We start from the raw sequence: 14,303 nt of genomic DNA on the forward strand, positions 1-14,303 counted from the left end.
TTCAGGCAATCTTCTCAATATGGCTGGTGCTCTGGCGGCTAAGCTTGCGCGCGTGCAGCGCCAGCAGGCAACTGGTCAGCATCACCAACGCCAGCGCCAGCTTAGGCGGCAATGGCAACGTCATCGCGATGAGCCCGAGAGCGGCACCGCCCGCCATTTGCACAAAGCCCACCAGCGCAGAAGCGACGCCGGCCTCCGTCGAGTAGGGCTCCAGCGCATAGCTGGTGGCTGGGCCCATGACAAACGCCAGCCCGGCGCAGGACGCAGCTACCGGCAACATATAGGCCAGCCAGTGGGTTTGCACGCCGGCCGGCAGCAAGCCTACGCCCAGAAACAGGCCAATGGCGCCCAGCAGCATCAACATGCCGCCGGTGAACAGGCAAACCGGGCGGCCGATTTTACGGATGATGCGGTTAGCAAAGAAAGTCACGAACATAATCCAGAACCCATTGGCGCCAAAAGCGATGGAGAATTGCAGCGGCGTCAGGCCAGCTGTGCCCATCAGCACGTTGGGCGCCAGCGAAACATAGGTCAGCGCCATCCCCATCGCTCCTGCGTTAACCAGGGTGAACCCCAGAAAATGGTGATCGCTGAGGATATGGGCATATTGCCGCAACGGCAACCCACGCACCGGCCGGGTGCCCTCGGGGCGTGTTTCCGGGAAGCGCAGGGCAATCAAGATCATCACCGCCAGAGCGTAGCTCATCAGGAACCAGAAAGGTGCGCGCCAACCGAAGTTTTCCGCCAGCAGGCCGCCTAGCAGCGGCGCCAGCGCCGGAACGATATTCAACGTGCCGTTAAGGAAGCCAAACGCGCGCGCGGCATCATCGCCGCTCATTCGATCGCGCACGCCGCTGTAACAGACGACGGAGGTGCAGCAGACCGCCACCCCCTGCAACAGGCGGGAAGCGATAAATACCCCCGGCGAGGTGGCCAACGCCGCCATGGCCGAGCCGACCATATAGAGCGCAATCCCCGTGATGGCGATCGGTTTGCGGCCATAGTTATCCGCCAGCGGGCCGGAAATGGTTTGCCCAATGCCCAGCACCAGGATAAAAAGCGGGATGCTGGACTGAATCAGCGTTTCGCTACTGTTCAGGCCGCGCGCAATAGCCGGGATTGTGGGCAGGTAAAGGTCGATCCCCAACGGCCCGAACAATACCAGGCTCAGAAGAAGAAAAAGGTATCTTTGCATAACAAGTCAGCACATCCGAGTGACAAAGGTGAGTAGAGTAGTGACCCTCGCCAGAAAAAGAAAGAAGTAAAGCACAAACCCTGTGCGGTAAGGGCAAGGTTTATGACACGGGCGCTTTCCGATAATACAGGGCTGAAATGGCGTCCGCCACATAGCGAGCCTGATGCTTGGCATCGTCCAGCGCCCGGTGGGGAGTACCTTCAAACGGCCGCTCTTTTTTCGGGTTGAAACCGTGCAGTTCCGCCAGGGTAATGATGGTGCGCACATCCTGCGTATCCCAAAAGCGCCAGGGGCAGGGCAGCTCAAGCTGTTGAAACGCATGTTCCAGGATCGTGCAGTCAAACTCCTTGCCGTTACCCCATACCTTGACGTTGTCTGTGGTGTTCATATGAATAAAACGGCTGAAGCTGGATAACACGCGTTTGAGGGTTTCGCTGCCGCCAAAGGCCAGCTTGCGCGCCTCGTTGGATTGCCTGGCCCACCAGGCCACGCTATCGAGGCTGATAGTGCGCCCGGGTTGCGCTTTCTCGCAACTGACGGCGGCTTCAAATTCGGCGCCCAGTTGGCCGGTTTTCGGATCGAAAAATACGGCGGCGACAACCAGGATCACCGCGCTGGGCACGGTGTCCAGGGTTTCAATATCTAACATCAGGTGCTGCATGGGGGATCCTGGCTGGCGTAAGCATGGGCACTATATTACCGCAAAGCGAACCAGGATGCGCGCTCAGCCACGCCGATGGCCCGCGAGATTGGCCAGGGATATCGCCAGGATCGACAATAGGATCAGCGCGGCGATCGGCGGCAGAACCACCCAGGGCGCGCGTTCGATATAGGGCATGCCTTCAGCCAGAAGCAACCCCCAATCCGCGCTCGGCGGCTGGGGGCCCAGGCCGAGGAACCCCAGCGCCGCCAACGCCAGTGCGATCCCCGGCAGGCGCAGCATGGCATGGCGCAGCAGGGCCGGCATGATCGCGGGCAGCAGGTAGTGGGTGTGCGTGCGGAGCGGGCCGATGCCCAAGACCGGCAGCATTCGGATATAGCCCTGCCGGCGCGTTTCCTCCAGCAACGAAGCGCAATGTGCAGCCAACGGCGCCCAACTGACCAACAGCGCCGCCACCGCAGCGCCATAGGCGCTGGGGCCGGTGATGGCGATCACCAACAGCCCGGCAATGATCGGCGGCGTGGCGTTCGCCAGCTCAATCAGCCCGCAGGCCAGGCGCGGCAGCATGCCGAACACCAGCCCCAACAGCAGCGCAGCAAAGCTCACGGCCAGCGCCAGCAGGCAGGTATTGAGCGCGCCGTGGGCCACCCGCGCCAGCATATCGCGGCCGGTGGCGTCCGCGCCGAACGGCAACGCCAGGCTGGGTGGCTGCAGGCGCAGGTGCAGGGAAGAAAAGGGATCGCGCAGCAGGCCGGTAGCCACCATCAGGCACAGCAGCAGTGCGGCGATGATGGCGATCGGTAGCGCTTTGCCGTCCTGCCGCGGCGGTGGCGTATTCGGCAGCACTGTGGCAATCCGCGCCAGCAAGAGGTAATGCAGCGCTTGCCCGGCCAGGCCGGCACAGAAGGCGATCGCCAGTAGCAGCAAGAGGCCGCACTGCAAGGCCGGCAAGTCCTGGGCGATGGCGGCGCCCAGTGTTGCCCGCCCCAGGCCGGGGATGGCAAACACCTTTTCCGCCGCCACGGCGCCGCCGGTCAGGCCGATAATCACCAGGCCGATCTGCGGCAGCAGCGCGGGCAGGGTGCGTTGCAATACGGCCTGTAGGCTGCGATACCAAGGGATCCCCGCCAGGTGCCAGGTTTGCAGCCAGCGCTCATTGAAGGTGGCGCTGAGCCCATCGCTGAACAGCAGGCCGAGCAACCCCCCGGCAGGCAGGCCAAGCGCCAGCGCGGGCAGCACAACGTTATTCAGGCTTTGCCAGCCGTATGGCGGGAACCAGCGCAGCCAGACCGCCCCCACAATCAATAGCAGCGACGCCAGCAAGAACTCAGGCAGCGCCGTTAATGTGACAGCCAGCGTACCCGTCGCACGTCGGCTATTGCCGTGTAGCCCACGCCACAGCGCCGGTAATGCCAGCAACAGCGCCACAACCAAAGCCAGCGCTAACGCATAACCCATTAATGCCAGGGATACCCCGGCAGCCTGTATCATTCCCGGCAGTACCGGTTGCCCCGAGATCCACGAGTTGCCGGCATCCCCATGCAGCAGATGATAGACCCAGCGGCCAAACAGCGCCCATGGGCCGTCATCCAGATCGTAACGCTGGCGTATGGCGGCCAACGCTTCCTGGGTGGCTTCTTGATCGCCGGAGCGGGCGCGCAATAGGCTGAGCGCCGGATCGCGCCCGGATAACCAGGGCATCAGGCCAACAAATAGCCCCATCGCCAGCAGAGACGCCAGGCGGGATAACTGTGGCAGCAAGGCACGCCTGACGGTGTTCATCGCCATCATGGTGCAATCATGCTGGCTGGCGTGACCAATACGCGCTCACGCGGATCGCGCGCGGCATGCCGCATGTTGGCGGCTTCCCCCTGGATCACCCGTTCATGCAATAGCGGAATGGCCGCGTGGGTGGCGAGAATTTTATTCTCCGCCGCCATAATCGCCTGGCGGCGCTGTTGGCCTGCCGGGAGCGATGCGGCCTGTTCCAGCGCGGCATCTACTTGGTGATCGCACAGTTGTGAAATGTTAAAGGAGCCTTGGCAGGCAAAATCACTGTACATATAAGCCACCGGATCGCCCGAATCCAGCACCGTTGCGCGGGAAAGAATAAAGGCGTCAAACTTGCCGGCCAGGGCATCGGCTTCAATATGCGCGTATTCACGCACTTCTTGTTTCACCGTAAAACCAGCGGCGGTGAGCTGTTGCGCCAGAAACACAGCGACTTCCGGCAGCTCTGCACGATCGCTGAAGGTAGCCAGCGTGATGGTCTTGCCGCCGATCGCGGCAGGTGCTGCGGCGGGCGGTGCCTGGCGTAGCGCGGCGGCCCAGGGCAAAGCTGGGCCAAGCAGCCCGGCGGCTACATCGGCGCGTCCTTCGTAGACGTTATCGATCAGCGGTTGGCGTTGGATGGCGGCCGCGGCTGCCGCCCGCATGGCAGGATCGCTGAAGGCGCCGCGGCGGGTATTCAGATACAGGGTGTTGGTGCGCGGCATGGGGACTTCATAGATCAGCGCTTGGTCAATCAGCGGCAGTTGCGAAATGGGTAGCGCTTCCACTAAATCGGCGCTGCCGGTCCGCAAGGCGGCGGCACGGGCGGTGCTGTCGGGCACAAAGCTGACGTCGATCCCCGGCGCCGCGGCTTTCTCCCCCCAATAGTTATCGAACCGTTGCAGGCGGGCGCTGCTGGTGCCGTTGATCTCGGTTAACACGTAAGCGCCGGTGCCGGCACGCAGTGGGTTAACCGTGCCGTTGGCGCCATATGCCCTGGCGGCCAGGATGGCGAGCTGCGGGCTGGACAGGCGCTGGGGAAGCAGCGGATCGGGTGTGGCGCTGCGGATAATCACGGCGTTATCGCCGTCAGCGCTGACGGTCAGTTCCACGCCGTCCAGAATCCGCGGTTTTGGTGCTGCCTGCATGGCGGCCTGGAGTGAGCGCACCACGCTATGGGCATCGAATGTGCTGCCGTCATGGAACTGAACGCCTTGGCGCAAACGAAAACGCCAGCTCTGTGCGTCCAGCGGTTGCCATTCTGTCGCCAGCGCCGGCTGTATATCGCCATTGTCGTCTAATATCACCAACGTTTCGCTATTGCTCCAACGCGAAAGTTTGAACGCATCATCACTCAGCGGCGTTAAGCCCGAGCGCGGCGGTTGTAGCATCGCCAGGCGAATGCGTTTTTCATTCGCGCTGGTTTCTTCGGGGGCGGCGGGATCAAAGCAGCCGCTAAGTAAGACGCTGCTGGCCATCAGGCAGGCGGGGCCAATAAAACGTAGGGGTAACATCAATAGCTCCTTCCGGGGTTAAATATGGGTAGGCAGTTGCGGTATCGCGGCGATCAACGCATGGGTGGCCGCATGCTGGGGATGTTGCAGCAACGCGTGGGTGGGGCGATCCTCGACGATCGCACCGCGATCCATCACCAGAGTCCGCTGGCACAGGGCTGCGACCAGCGAAATGTCGTGTGAGACGATCAACATGCCCATCTTTTGCTGTTGCGTCAGGCGGCGCAGCAGAGCAATCATTTGCTGGCGTAACGGCAGATCCAGCCCGCTCACCGGTTCATCCGCCAACAGAAAACGGGGCTGCAAGGCGATAGCGCGTGCTAATGCCACGCGTTGCGCCTGGCCGCCGGAAAGTTCATTTGGGCGCGCATGCGCCAACCGAGGGGCCAGTTCAACCTGTTCCAGTACCCGTTCGGTGATTGCCTGGGCATTTTCCTGCGGCGCGAGTTGGCGCAACGGGGCGGCAATAAGCTGCGCCACGGTATGGCGGGGGTTTAGCGAGGCATGGGCATCCTGAGGCACGTATTGCACCAGCCGGCGGTATTCGCGTAACCGGCGCGGCCTGGCGGCTTCTAGCAATTGTCCCTGGCAATGAATGTGCCCGCCGTCCGCCGTTTCAAGCGCCAACAGGAGTTTTAACAGGGTGGATTTGCCGGCCCCGGAGCAGCCGACCAGCCCGATGCACTCATCGGCGTAGATATTCAGGTTTATTCCCGCCACCCCGATAGCCTTCGGTGAATAACGGCGGCTGACATTTTGCATACTGATAAACGGCATTTCGGCGCGCATGGTTATACCGCCTGGCGAAAACCGTTATGGGCCTGATACAGCTGGCGGGCCGCCATAACCAGGCTATGGGTATAGGGATGGGCGGGCCGCTGCATGATGTGGCCGATTGGGCCTTGCTCAATCTGTTGGCCGCCGGCCAGGATAACGGCGCGTTGGCACAGTGCAGCCGCAACGGTGACATCATGCGTGATAAACAGCAGCCCTCTGCCGGTGGTGTGATTGGTGTACTGGCGTAAAAGGTCAATCACCTGGTGCTGGCTGACCATATCCAACGCGGTAGTGGGCTCATCGGCGATCAGCAGGCGCTGTTGCCCGCTCAACGCCAGGGCGGCGCAAATCCGTTGGCATTGCCCGCCTGACAGCTGGCTGGGGTAGCGCGGCAGAATGGCATTGGGCTCCAGACCGAGCGCAGCCAGCAGTTCGCTGGCGCAGGCATCGGCTGCCTGGCGGCTTATTCCCTGTTGATAGCGCAACGCCATCCCCAACTGTTTGCCAACGCTAACCAGTGGATTCAAGGTAGTGAAAGGATCTTGAAAAATAGCGGCTACTGGCGCCGGGCCGCGTTGCTGCAGGCGCTGGCCGCCGACTTCCCGCCCGCAGACGCGGATGGAACCGCTCAGGACGGCATTGGGCGGTAGCGTACCCAGAATGGCGCTTGCCGTGAGTGATTTGCCCGAACCAGAGGCCCCCAGTAAACACAGGCTCTCACCGTGTTGCAGTTCAAAACTCAATTTGTTGATTTTGGTTTTGCCATCCAGCACCAGCGTAAGGTTGTTGACGGCCAGCAGCGGTGGAGCGTGTCGGTCCATGATGATATCTACAGGGTGTTAAGTTATGTGATAACATAACATCTCATCCCTTGAATGACCATAGTCACCGCGCCTTTTGTTTTGCATGGGCGAATCGGCGTTATTCACGGTATGATAGATAAAAGCGACGGTTGGGTTGGGATTGGGGTGAAGACGTTTATTTTCATTTTGTGCATGATCGGCTATGTGCTGGTGATCGGCTATCTGGGCTTGTTTGTCACCGACAAGATCTGCGAGAGCGCCGACAATTTCAGTAAACTCTGCCGGCTGGTGGATATTTCAGAACCCCATATACCCAAAGGCTAATCAGGTTGGTGCGGATGGTTGACCCTGGCTGGGTGATACCCCGCTCAGAATAATGAAAAAAGTAAAACCACGGGCAGACTCAGTGGCCAGGTCAGGCCGATGATTAACGCGCTGATGCAGCGGATTTTAAGCGTATCCCGGCTAACCAGGTAGGTGAAAACCATGGAAAATATAAGGCCAAATAAGTAAAAGTATTGTGTTGCTACCCACAGTTGCGACATGAAAACAGGCTCCTCTTATTATTGTGGCGGCGATTCTAGGAGCAGCCGCCCAGATAATCAATGCTTCATTTTATCTCTGTCATAGCCGCAAAAGTGTCGGGTGGGTCGGAAAAAACCTTTAGTTTTGTGTGCTATTTCCTCGGTGGCGTAATAGGTTTTGCTATCCCGCTTAAAATAATGGCGTTACGGGTATGGCTAATGCTGAGAATATTCTGATAACGGTTTGATAATATTAAGCGGTTGTAATAAGTTGAGCATACGGAAATCACGCAAGGAGATATTATGGGTTTTTGGCGGATTGTATTTACCATTATTTTGCCACCATTGGGCGTACTGCTCGGGAAGGGCTTCGGCTGGGCATTCATCCTTAACATCATTTTGACGCTGCTGGGCTATATTCCGGGGCTGATCCACGCTTTCTGGGTGCAGACCAAGCAATCGTAAGCGCAGTATGAGGCGGAAAGCGCCTCCAGAACCTTCAGCGGGGAGTGTAGCGATACGCTCCCCGTTGTTATTTTCAAACCGCCTGGTTTAAAGTTTGATCCCGGCAAAAGACATGAACCCGAGCGACATCAGCCCGGCGGTCATAAAGACACTGCCCAACCCCTGCAGCCCCTTTGGCATATTGGCGTATTTCATCTTCTCACGCAGGCCAGCCAGCGACACAATCGCCAGCAGCCAGCCGATACCGCAGCCGGTGCCGTAGACAAAAGATTCAGCGAAATTATATTCGCGTTGCACCATAAAGATGGTCGCGCCGAAAATCGCGCAGTGGATAGTCAGTAACGGTAAAAAGGCACCCAGCGATTGGTGCAACGACGGAACATAGCGATCCAACAGCATTTCGAGGATTTGCACCAGCGCAGCCAGCACGCCGATAAAGGTGATGAAATCCAGAAAGCTGAGATCGACGCCTTCAATGATGGCGTTTTCCCGCAGCAGGTAATGATAAATCAGATTATTCAGCGGCGTGGCGATCGCTAATAGCAGCGTAACGGTTACGCCCAGCTTAAATGCCGTATCCACCTTTTTTGATATCGCCAGGAAGGTGCACATACCCAGGAAGAAATTAAGAGCCATGTTTTCAACAAAAACGGCGCGCAAAAAAATCCCCAAGTAGTTTTCCATATCACCTCCTATTGCTATGAGCGGGCATAATAACACGTGGCAAACCCAGCCGTCTTTGACCAAGCGCCGGTTTGGCGCCCCCGATCCGGCGGCGAGTTACCCCGTACGAAAACCGGTGTAAAAAGCGTGGTTTTAAAGCATCTGGCTTAATCCAGAGCACCGGTAAAATCATCCGGGATTCGCCTGGCCCCTCCGTATACCGGCAGTAGCGATGCCACGGTAAAATTAAACTAACCTATTGAATATAAATTATATGTTTATGCATATGAATTTCATATGGCGTAAAATTAAACAATTTATTGACAACCAAACCCTGCCTGACGAATGATGAATACATAAATTTAACATTGTTGACAATCTACCATATTGCTGAGCTGGATTATCAACAATCAACGTTATTGAACGGTGTTTTGCGGGGTTAGGTTGATGAATCACGTCAAAGATAACTTTCTCCATTGTATGCGGCGGCTGGCCACCACGGTCTGTGTTATCACCTGTCGGCATGAAGGCGTCCCTTATGGCATTACCGCCACCGCGGTGACTTCCTTATGTTTTGATCCCGTGGCCGTTCTGGTGTGCATCAACAGTTCGTCCAGCCTGTTAACGCCATTGCTGGCGCAGAAAAAATACTGCATCAACCTGCTGAATAAAGAGCATGCCGCTATTTCGCAACGTTTCAGTACACCGCAGCCGCCGCATGAGCGCTTTGCCACCGGCGAATGGCGCAGCAACCCGGCGGGCGTGCCTTACCTGGCCGACGCCCAGGCGATGCTGTTTTGCGAACTGGACCAAAGCGTGCCTTATGCCACACACCACATTGTGATCGGCCGGGTGAGCGACTGCCAATACCGCCATGAGATTGCACCGCTTATCTACCAGAATGGCGCTTACGTCACTTCTGTCCCGTTATCCAACGCCGGCTCGGATTAGCCATTTTTGCCGGGCCAACCATTACCAGAGCAGGAGAAAAAGATGCAACTTGGATTATTCAGCCTGATGACCTTGCGTGATCATCCGGCAGGGGTGAAGGGCGTTATGCGCGATACCCAAACCATGGTGAAGACGGCGGAAGAAGTGGGGTTTGATATTGCATGGTTTGCCGAACACCATTTCGCCAACTACTCCAGCAGCCCATCGCCGCTGCTGATGGCGGCCAACGCCGCTGGCTGGACGACAAAAATTAAGCTGGCGCCCGGCGTATTGGTTTTGCCGCTTTACCACCCGTTGCGCCTGGCGCAGGAAATTGCCACGGTTGACGCCATGACCGATGGCCGGCTGGTTTTGGGCATGGGCACCGGCTATCAGCAGTATGAGTTTGATCGTTACCATGTGGCGTTGGATAAGAAGGTCGACATTTTCCTTGAATACTGGGATGTGATTGAACAGGCCCTGGTCACCGGGGAAGTGGAATACAACGGCGAGCATATTTCGATTCCTCATACCACGTTTGCCATCAAATCCTATCAGTCGCCGTTGCCGCCTTTATTTGTTACCACATCGCATCCACGGTTATTGGCGCGGCTGAATAAATGGCAGGCGGTGCCGTTCCATGCTGCCAGCACGCTGGGCTCACCGGTATTGTATAAAATGGTCGAGGGGCTGAACCAAAGCTGGGAGAGCCTGGGTGAGAATCCGGCGACCAAACCGTTGGCCATTATGCAATATGTCCACGTGACCGACAGCCGCTCTGAAGCGTTGGAGGCGGCCGAACGCGCGCGCTATGTTGGCCGTATGGCAAATCATTTACGCAAGGCGCAATTGCCGATCGACGCCGATGGCTACATCCGCAACGAAGCCTTTGAAGGGGAATATACCCTGGAGCAATATGCCGACAATATGGTGGTCGGCGATGCCTATCAGGTGGCCGAAAAGATGATTGCTGATATTAAAAAGCTAAGCCCGTTAAATTACACCTGTAATTTCCAGTTTGGTTGTATGCCGTTAGCGCGGGCGCAGAAATCGCTCTATCGCTTCAGTAAAGAAGTCATACCATTAATTGAGAAAGAATTAGGCCCGATTGCTGATATCGGCCGTAAATAATTAGACCTGCCTGTTTGTTACCGATTATTGCCTTGCATGAGGAGTGACTCGAACGAATGTTAATGGCGCTATAGCTATTATTAATTAAACCATCGCGGGGAATTTATTATGTTTAATCATACGAAAAAGTCAGCCGTTTTTATTGTGTTAACAGCCTTGTTTCTTACCCATGCGGCCCAGGCCGAATCGACGCTGGATGCTGTTATTAAAGCCAAGAAATTACGCTGTGCCGTGGTGCTTGATTCCCCGCCTTCAGGGTTTATGACGCCTGACAATAAACCTGATGGGTATGACGTGGCTTATTGCCAGGATATGGCGAAATCCCTGGGGGTGGAGCCGGTTATTGTTCAGACTCCGGCTTCAGATCGTATCCCTGCGCTGGTCTCCAAACGGGTGGATATTGTCGTTGGCTCGACCACCATCACACCGGAGCGGGCAATGACGGTAGCATTCACCCAGCCCTATGTGAATTACACCGTTACCGTAGTAACGCGCAAAGACACCGGTATCACCAATTACGAACAGCTGCGCGGCAAAAAATTGGGGGCGGTCGTGGGTTCCACCTTCGAACAGTTATTTAACAAAGAGTTGCAGGGGCGTTGGAAGGATAGCGGCACCAGTTACATCGGGTTTGCCAGCGATACTGAAACCTTTATGGCGCTGCAGCAGGGCAAAGTAGATGCAATTTTGCAGGCCTCCGCCGTTTATAACACACTGGCGGCCAGCGGCCAGTTCCCGACGTTTGCTACCGGCGGCCTGGCACCGCTGGCGGATATGGATGGGCTGGTGGTTCGCAGGGGCGATCAGGAATTCCTCAATTGGGCCAAAGTGTTTGTCTGGCATCAGGTGGTTTCTGGCCGCTATGCTGAGCTGTATAAAAAATATATGGGGGACGGCCCACTGCCTGCTCTGAATATGCCAGGCGTGGACTTCTAGACCGCACGCTGTATCCGTATGATTAATCAGGGTGTGCCCATGCAGGATTATCAATTTTACTGGTCGATTGTTTTTGCCGCCTTGCCGCAATTATTGTCCGGCGCCTGGGTTACATTGCAGATAACGCTATTGTCCGTCGTCTTCGGTATGGTGTTTGCCATACCGATGTCTGTAGCGCGGCAATCCAAGAAAGGCTGGGGCTATTATATTTCCAGCGGGTGGGTTGAATTATCCCGCAATACGCCGGTTTTGTTCCAGGTTTATCTGATGTATTTCGGCCTTGGCGCATTGGGAATAAATATCTCAAGTTACATTTCGGTGTTAATTGCCATCACCTTTAATAATGCGGGGTATCTGGCGGAAATATTCCGTGGCGGGCTGAAAGCCATTCCGCGCCAGCAAATGGCGACGGCACGCTCATTGGGCATGAATCAGCGCCAGGCTTTTCAGCATGTGATTTTCCCGCAGGTATTTAAGGTGGTGTTTTTGCCTTTTGTAACCCAAGCCGTGTGGGCAATGTTGAACACGTCGCTGGGGATGCTGGTGGGCCTGCGGGAACTCTCTGGCGCAGCCCAGTATGCGCAGTCGGTTAGCTTCCGTACCTTTGAGTTCTTCATTGTCACCGCCGGCATTTACTACGCCATCGCTAAAATCATTCAGTTTGCTGCGATGGGCGCCTTCAGACTGATGTATCGGAGGTAAAAGATGCAATTTGTGCTTGGATATCAGCCGCTACAGTGGGCCGACAGTTGGTTTCTGCTGCAGGGCGCGTTGAATACCCTGGCGATGGCCGGCACTGCCGGGGTGATTGGCACTTTACTGGGTATCCCACTCGGCTGGGCTCGCGCCGCGTCATTTAGCTTTCAATTATTAAGCGCGCCGTTGGTGGATATTTTCCGCAGCGTGCCGATGATTATCACGCTGATCATCTTCAATAGCTTGTTTTCTATGCTCAATATGCCGCTTTCGCCTTATATGTTGGGCAGTCTGGCGTTGGGGATCTGGATGGCGGTGGTCACATCTGAAGTGGCGCGCGCCTGTTTCCAGTCCGTGCCTCGTTCCTTCCGGCACAGCGCGCGTTCGCTGGGTATGAGCGCCTGGCAGGAGTTATGGCATATCTCGTTGCCATTGGCGCTGCGCAATGGCCTGAGTGCCTGGGTGGGGCTGCTGCTGAGCCTAATCAAAGACAGTGCGCTGGCTGGGGTGATCGGCTATGTCGAGTTCATGCGCGCCACGCAGACGCTGATTACCCGCACCCATGAAACGTGGTTGCTGTTGTTGGGCACCGGGCTGTTTTATTTCCTGATCTGTTATCCCATTTCCCGTTACAGCCGTTATCTAGAGGAGAAGGTGGCCATATGATTGAAATCAAAAATGTACAGAAAACCTATGGGGCGGTCAGCGTGCTGAAAGGCATCGATCTCACCATTGATAAAGGGGAGCTGGTTTGCCTGATTGGCGCCAGCGGATCGGGAAAATCCACGTTGCTGCAGTGCATTAATGGCTTGGAAAATATCCAGGGCGGCGAGATTGTTGTTGATGGCGTCAGCGTGCATGCCGGCGCGACCAATATCAACCAACTGCGCCGCAAACTGGGCATCGTTTTCCAGCAGTACAACGCCTTTCCCCACCTCAATGCGCTGGAGAATGTCGCGCTGGCGCCGCAGGTGGTGGCAAAGATGGGGAAAAAACAGGCCACGGCGCTGGCGCACAAACACCTGGAGCACGTTGGCCTGGGCGCGAAAGCCAGGATGATGCCGTCCCAGCTTTCCGGCGGCCAGCTACAGCGTTTGGCGATTGCACGGGCGCTGGCGATGGAGCCGTCATACATGCTGTTTGACGAGGTGACTTCAGCGCTGGATCCCGAACTGGTGGGGGAAGTGCTGGCGACCATGCGGCTGCTGAAATCGGAAGGTATGACCATGGTAGTGGTGACGCATGACATCAACTTCGTGCGCGAATCCGCCGATCGTGTGGCATTCCTGCATCAGGGTAATGTGTGTGAAATCGGCAGCGCCGCGCAGGTGATCGACCAACCCGCGCAGGAACAGACACGCAAATTTTTGCGGCGTGAAAGCCGCGGTGAGCAGGCCGCGTGAGCGGCAGCAACGCATAGCGTTTTTCGAGGATATTGCGAACATGATGACATTCGATCTGACGGGCAAGACAGCATTGGTTACCGGTGGTGCCAGCGGTATTGGTTTTGAAACCGCAAGGTTGATGGCGCGCAGCGGCGCATTGGTGGCGATTAACTACCTGCCAGACGATCCGCGTGCGGCCCAGGCACTGGCAGCGTTGAAAGAAGAAGGGCTAGCGGTGATCGGCGCGCCGGGCGATCTTGCCGATCCTGAACAGGTTGCTGCGATGGTGCAACAGGCCATCGCTGATTTGGGGCACCTGGACTTGTTGGTGAACAACGCCGGTACGCCGGGGGTAAGCAAACCGATCCCGGTACAGGAGCTGGGTGCGGTGAGCGAAGAGTTATGGCAGACGATAATGAACATTAACCTAATGAGCGTGTTCCGCTGTTCCAAAGCGGCAGCGGCTGGCCTGAAAGCCAGCGGTGGGGCGATTGTCAACACCGCGTCAATTGCCGGGTTCGGCTCGATTGCCAGCACCATTGCCTACAGTGCATCCAAGGCCGCCGTGATCAACCTGACCAAAAACCTGGCCCATGCGTTGGCGCCGGAGGTGCGGGTGAATGCGGTGGCGCCCGGTTCGGTGGAAAGTTCGTGGGCGATCGAATGGTCTGATGAACGGCGGGCCAGCACCATCGCCGCTACGCCGCTAAAACGCTGGTGCGTGCCGCAGGATGTTGCCGAGTTAATTGTTTATCTTGGCTTTGCCGGCAGTATGATCACTGGCCAAACGGTAATTATTGACGGCGGTGTCTCGCTGTAGCCTCTATGGCAGCCGTTTTATTGCCCGCTAACA

17 protein-coding genes are annotated in these 14,303 nt (G+C 57.0%); 9 read left to right on the forward strand and 8 right to left on the reverse strand.

Features of this window, described 5'->3' with window-relative positions; genetic code table 11:
- Window position 1: 1 nt before the first annotated feature.
- The 6 genes from ABFX35_RS07090 to ABFX35_RS07115 all read right to left on the reverse strand — a co-directional run bounded on the left by ABFX35_RS07090 (window position 2) and on the right by ABFX35_RS07115 (window position 6,738).
- On the reverse strand, window positions 2-1,195 hold the full coding sequence (locus tag ABFX35_RS07090) for a multidrug effflux MFS transporter (RefSeq protein ID WP_346080040.1): 1,194 nt from the start codon (window positions 1,193-1,195) through the stop codon (window positions 2-4).
- Between the two features lie 100 nt (window positions 1,196-1,295).
- Window positions 1,296-1,856, reverse strand: a complete 561-nt coding sequence (locus tag ABFX35_RS07095) for a 3'-5' exonuclease (RefSeq protein WP_346080042.1) — start codon at window positions 1,854-1,856, stop codon at window positions 1,296-1,298.
- 63 nt (window positions 1,857-1,919) lie between these two features.
- Window positions 1,920-3,647 carry an ABC transporter permease subunit gene (locus tag ABFX35_RS07100; protein WP_428832167.1) on the reverse strand — a complete coding sequence of 576 codons (1,728 nt, stop codon included), beginning with the start codon at window positions 3,645-3,647 and terminating at the stop codon, window positions 1,920-1,922.
- Window positions 3,644-5,140, reverse strand: coding sequence for an ABC transporter substrate-binding protein (locus ABFX35_RS07105; RefSeq protein ID WP_346080044.1), 1,497 nt, complete (start codon window positions 5,138-5,140; stop codon window positions 3,644-3,646). Before ABFX35_RS07105 ends, ABFX35_RS07100 begins: the two co-directional genes overlap by 4 nt.
- A gap of 18 nt (window positions 5,141-5,158) precedes the next feature.
- The gene (locus tag ABFX35_RS07110) at window positions 5,159-5,929 is read right to left on the reverse strand and encodes an ABC transporter ATP-binding protein (RefSeq protein WP_346080046.1); all 771 of its coding nucleotides are present in this window, start codon (window positions 5,927-5,929) and stop codon (window positions 5,159-5,161) included.
- Window positions 5,930-5,931: 2 nt separating this feature from the next.
- Window positions 5,932-6,738: an ATP-binding cassette domain-containing protein gene (locus tag ABFX35_RS07115; protein WP_346080048.1), complete on the reverse strand. Its 807-nt coding sequence runs from the start codon at window positions 6,736-6,738 to the stop codon at window positions 5,932-5,934.
- 111 nt (window positions 6,739-6,849) lie between these two features.
- On the opposite strand from ABFX35_RS07115, the gene ABFX35_RS07120 reads away from it, so the two are divergent.
- Complete coding sequence (locus ABFX35_RS07120; RefSeq protein ID WP_279027089.1) at window positions 6,850-7,044, forward strand: hypothetical protein; 195 nt, start codon at window positions 6,850-6,852, stop codon at window positions 7,042-7,044.
- A gap of 44 nt (window positions 7,045-7,088) precedes the next feature.
- On the opposite strand, the gene ABFX35_RS07125 is transcribed toward ABFX35_RS07120, so the two are convergent.
- The gene (locus ABFX35_RS07125) at window positions 7,089-7,265 is read right to left on the reverse strand and encodes a GhoT/OrtT family toxin (protein ID WP_279027090.1); all 177 of its coding nucleotides are present in this window, start codon (window positions 7,263-7,265) and stop codon (window positions 7,089-7,091) included.
- A gap of 282 nt (window positions 7,266-7,547) precedes the next feature.
- Here ABFX35_RS07125 and ABFX35_RS07130 point away from each other — a divergent pair, with 282 nt between their 5' ends.
- Entirely contained in the window at window positions 7,548-7,709 is a 162-nt protein-coding gene (locus tag ABFX35_RS07130) for a YqaE/Pmp3 family membrane protein (RefSeq protein WP_095844501.1), read from the forward strand.
- An 87-nt stretch (window positions 7,710-7,796) separates the two neighbouring features.
- On the opposite strand, the gene nqrE is transcribed toward ABFX35_RS07130, so the two are convergent.
- On the reverse strand, window positions 7,797-8,393 hold the full coding sequence (gene nqrE, locus ABFX35_RS07135; RefSeq protein ID WP_095844500.1) for an NADH:ubiquinone reductase (Na(+)-transporting) subunit E: 597 nt from the start codon (window positions 8,391-8,393) through the stop codon (window positions 7,797-7,799).
- 426 nt (window positions 8,394-8,819) lie between these two features.
- Between nqrE and ABFX35_RS07140 the strand changes: the two genes are divergently transcribed.
- The 7 genes from ABFX35_RS07140 to ABFX35_RS07170 all read left to right on the forward strand — a co-directional run bounded on the left by ABFX35_RS07140 (window position 8,820) and on the right by ABFX35_RS07170 (window position 14,270).
- Window positions 8,820-9,323 carry a flavin reductase family protein gene (locus ABFX35_RS07140; RefSeq protein WP_095844499.1) on the forward strand — a complete coding sequence of 168 codons (504 nt, stop codon included), beginning with the start codon at window positions 8,820-8,822 and terminating at the stop codon, window positions 9,321-9,323.
- A gap of 42 nt (window positions 9,324-9,365) precedes the next feature.
- Window positions 9,366-10,433 (forward strand): LLM class flavin-dependent oxidoreductase, encoded by a 1,068-nt coding sequence (locus ABFX35_RS07145; protein WP_346080051.1) that lies wholly within the window; start codon window positions 9,366-9,368, stop codon window positions 10,431-10,433.
- 108 nt (window positions 10,434-10,541) lie between these two features.
- Window positions 10,542-11,369 carry a transporter substrate-binding domain-containing protein gene (locus tag ABFX35_RS07150; protein ID WP_095844497.1) on the forward strand — a complete coding sequence of 276 codons (828 nt, stop codon included), beginning with the start codon at window positions 10,542-10,544 and terminating at the stop codon, window positions 11,367-11,369.
- 39 nt (window positions 11,370-11,408) lie between these two features.
- Complete coding sequence (locus ABFX35_RS07155; protein ID WP_346080053.1) at window positions 11,409-12,071, forward strand: amino acid ABC transporter permease; 663 nt, start codon at window positions 11,409-11,411, stop codon at window positions 12,069-12,071.
- Between the two features lie 3 nt (window positions 12,072-12,074).
- Window positions 12,075-12,731, forward strand: a complete 657-nt coding sequence (locus ABFX35_RS07160; protein WP_279027093.1) for an amino acid ABC transporter permease — start codon at window positions 12,075-12,077, stop codon at window positions 12,729-12,731.
- Window positions 12,728-13,468, forward strand: coding sequence for an amino acid ABC transporter ATP-binding protein (locus ABFX35_RS07165; protein WP_121525929.1), 741 nt, complete (start codon window positions 12,728-12,730; stop codon window positions 13,466-13,468). Before ABFX35_RS07160 ends, ABFX35_RS07165 begins: the two co-directional genes overlap by 4 nt.
- A 40-nt stretch (window positions 13,469-13,508) precedes the next feature.
- Window positions 13,509-14,270 (forward strand): SDR family NAD(P)-dependent oxidoreductase, encoded by a 762-nt coding sequence (locus ABFX35_RS07170; protein ID WP_346080056.1) that lies wholly within the window; start codon window positions 13,509-13,511, stop codon window positions 14,268-14,270.
- Window positions 14,271-14,303 lie beyond the last annotated feature (33 nt).

The organism is Gibbsiella dentisursi (genome assembly GCF_039539505.1).
Classification (GTDB): Bacteria; Pseudomonadota; Gammaproteobacteria; order Enterobacterales; family Enterobacteriaceae; genus Gibbsiella; species Gibbsiella quercinecans.

Coding starts and splice junctions, on each gene's coding strand:
- nqrE (WP_095844500.1), bottom strand. CDS start 8,393: ATGGAAAACTACTTGGGGATTTTTTTGCGCGCCGTTTTTGTTGAAAAC.
- ABFX35_RS07095 (WP_346080042.1), bottom strand. CDS start 1,856: ATGCAGCACCTGATGTTAGATATTGAAACCCTGGACACCGTGCCCAGC.
- ABFX35_RS07100 (WP_428832167.1), bottom strand. CDS start 3,647: ATGATGGCGATGAACACCGTCAGGCGTGCCTTGCTGCCACAGTTATCC.
- ABFX35_RS07115 (WP_346080048.1), bottom strand. CDS start 6,738: ATGGACCGACACGCTCCACCGCTGCTGGCCGTCAACAACCTTACGCTG.
- ABFX35_RS07130 (WP_095844501.1), top strand. CDS start 7,548: ATGGGTTTTTGGCGGATTGTATTTACCATTATTTTGCCACCATTGGGC.
- ABFX35_RS07150 (WP_095844497.1), top strand. CDS start 10,542: ATGTTTAATCATACGAAAAAGTCAGCCGTTTTTATTGTGTTAACAGCC.
- ABFX35_RS07090 (WP_346080040.1), bottom strand. CDS start 1,195: ATGCAAAGATACCTTTTTCTTCTTCTGAGCCTGGTATTGTTCGGGCCG.
- ABFX35_RS07105 (WP_346080044.1), bottom strand. CDS start 5,140: ATGTTACCCCTACGTTTTATTGGCCCCGCCTGCCTGATGGCCAGCAGC.
- ABFX35_RS07155 (WP_346080053.1), top strand. CDS start 11,409: ATGCAGGATTATCAATTTTACTGGTCGATTGTTTTTGCCGCCTTGCCG.
- ABFX35_RS07110 (WP_346080046.1), bottom strand. CDS start 5,929: ATGCGCGCCGAAATGCCGTTTATCAGTATGCAAAATGTCAGCCGCCGT.
- ABFX35_RS07165 (WP_121525929.1), top strand. CDS start 12,728: ATGATTGAAATCAAAAATGTACAGAAAACCTATGGGGCGGTCAGCGTG.
- ABFX35_RS07140 (WP_095844499.1), top strand. CDS start 8,820: ATGAATCACGTCAAAGATAACTTTCTCCATTGTATGCGGCGGCTGGCC.
- ABFX35_RS07125 (WP_279027090.1), bottom strand. CDS start 7,265: ATGTCGCAACTGTGGGTAGCAACACAATACTTTTACTTATTTGGCCTT.
- ABFX35_RS07120 (WP_279027089.1), top strand. CDS start 6,850: ATGATAGATAAAAGCGACGGTTGGGTTGGGATTGGGGTGAAGACGTTT.
- ABFX35_RS07145 (WP_346080051.1), top strand. CDS start 9,366: ATGCAACTTGGATTATTCAGCCTGATGACCTTGCGTGATCATCCGGCA.
- ABFX35_RS07170 (WP_346080056.1), top strand. CDS start 13,509: ATGATGACATTCGATCTGACGGGCAAGACAGCATTGGTTACCGGTGGT.
- ABFX35_RS07160 (WP_279027093.1), top strand. CDS start 12,075: ATGCAATTTGTGCTTGGATATCAGCCGCTACAGTGGGCCGACAGTTGG.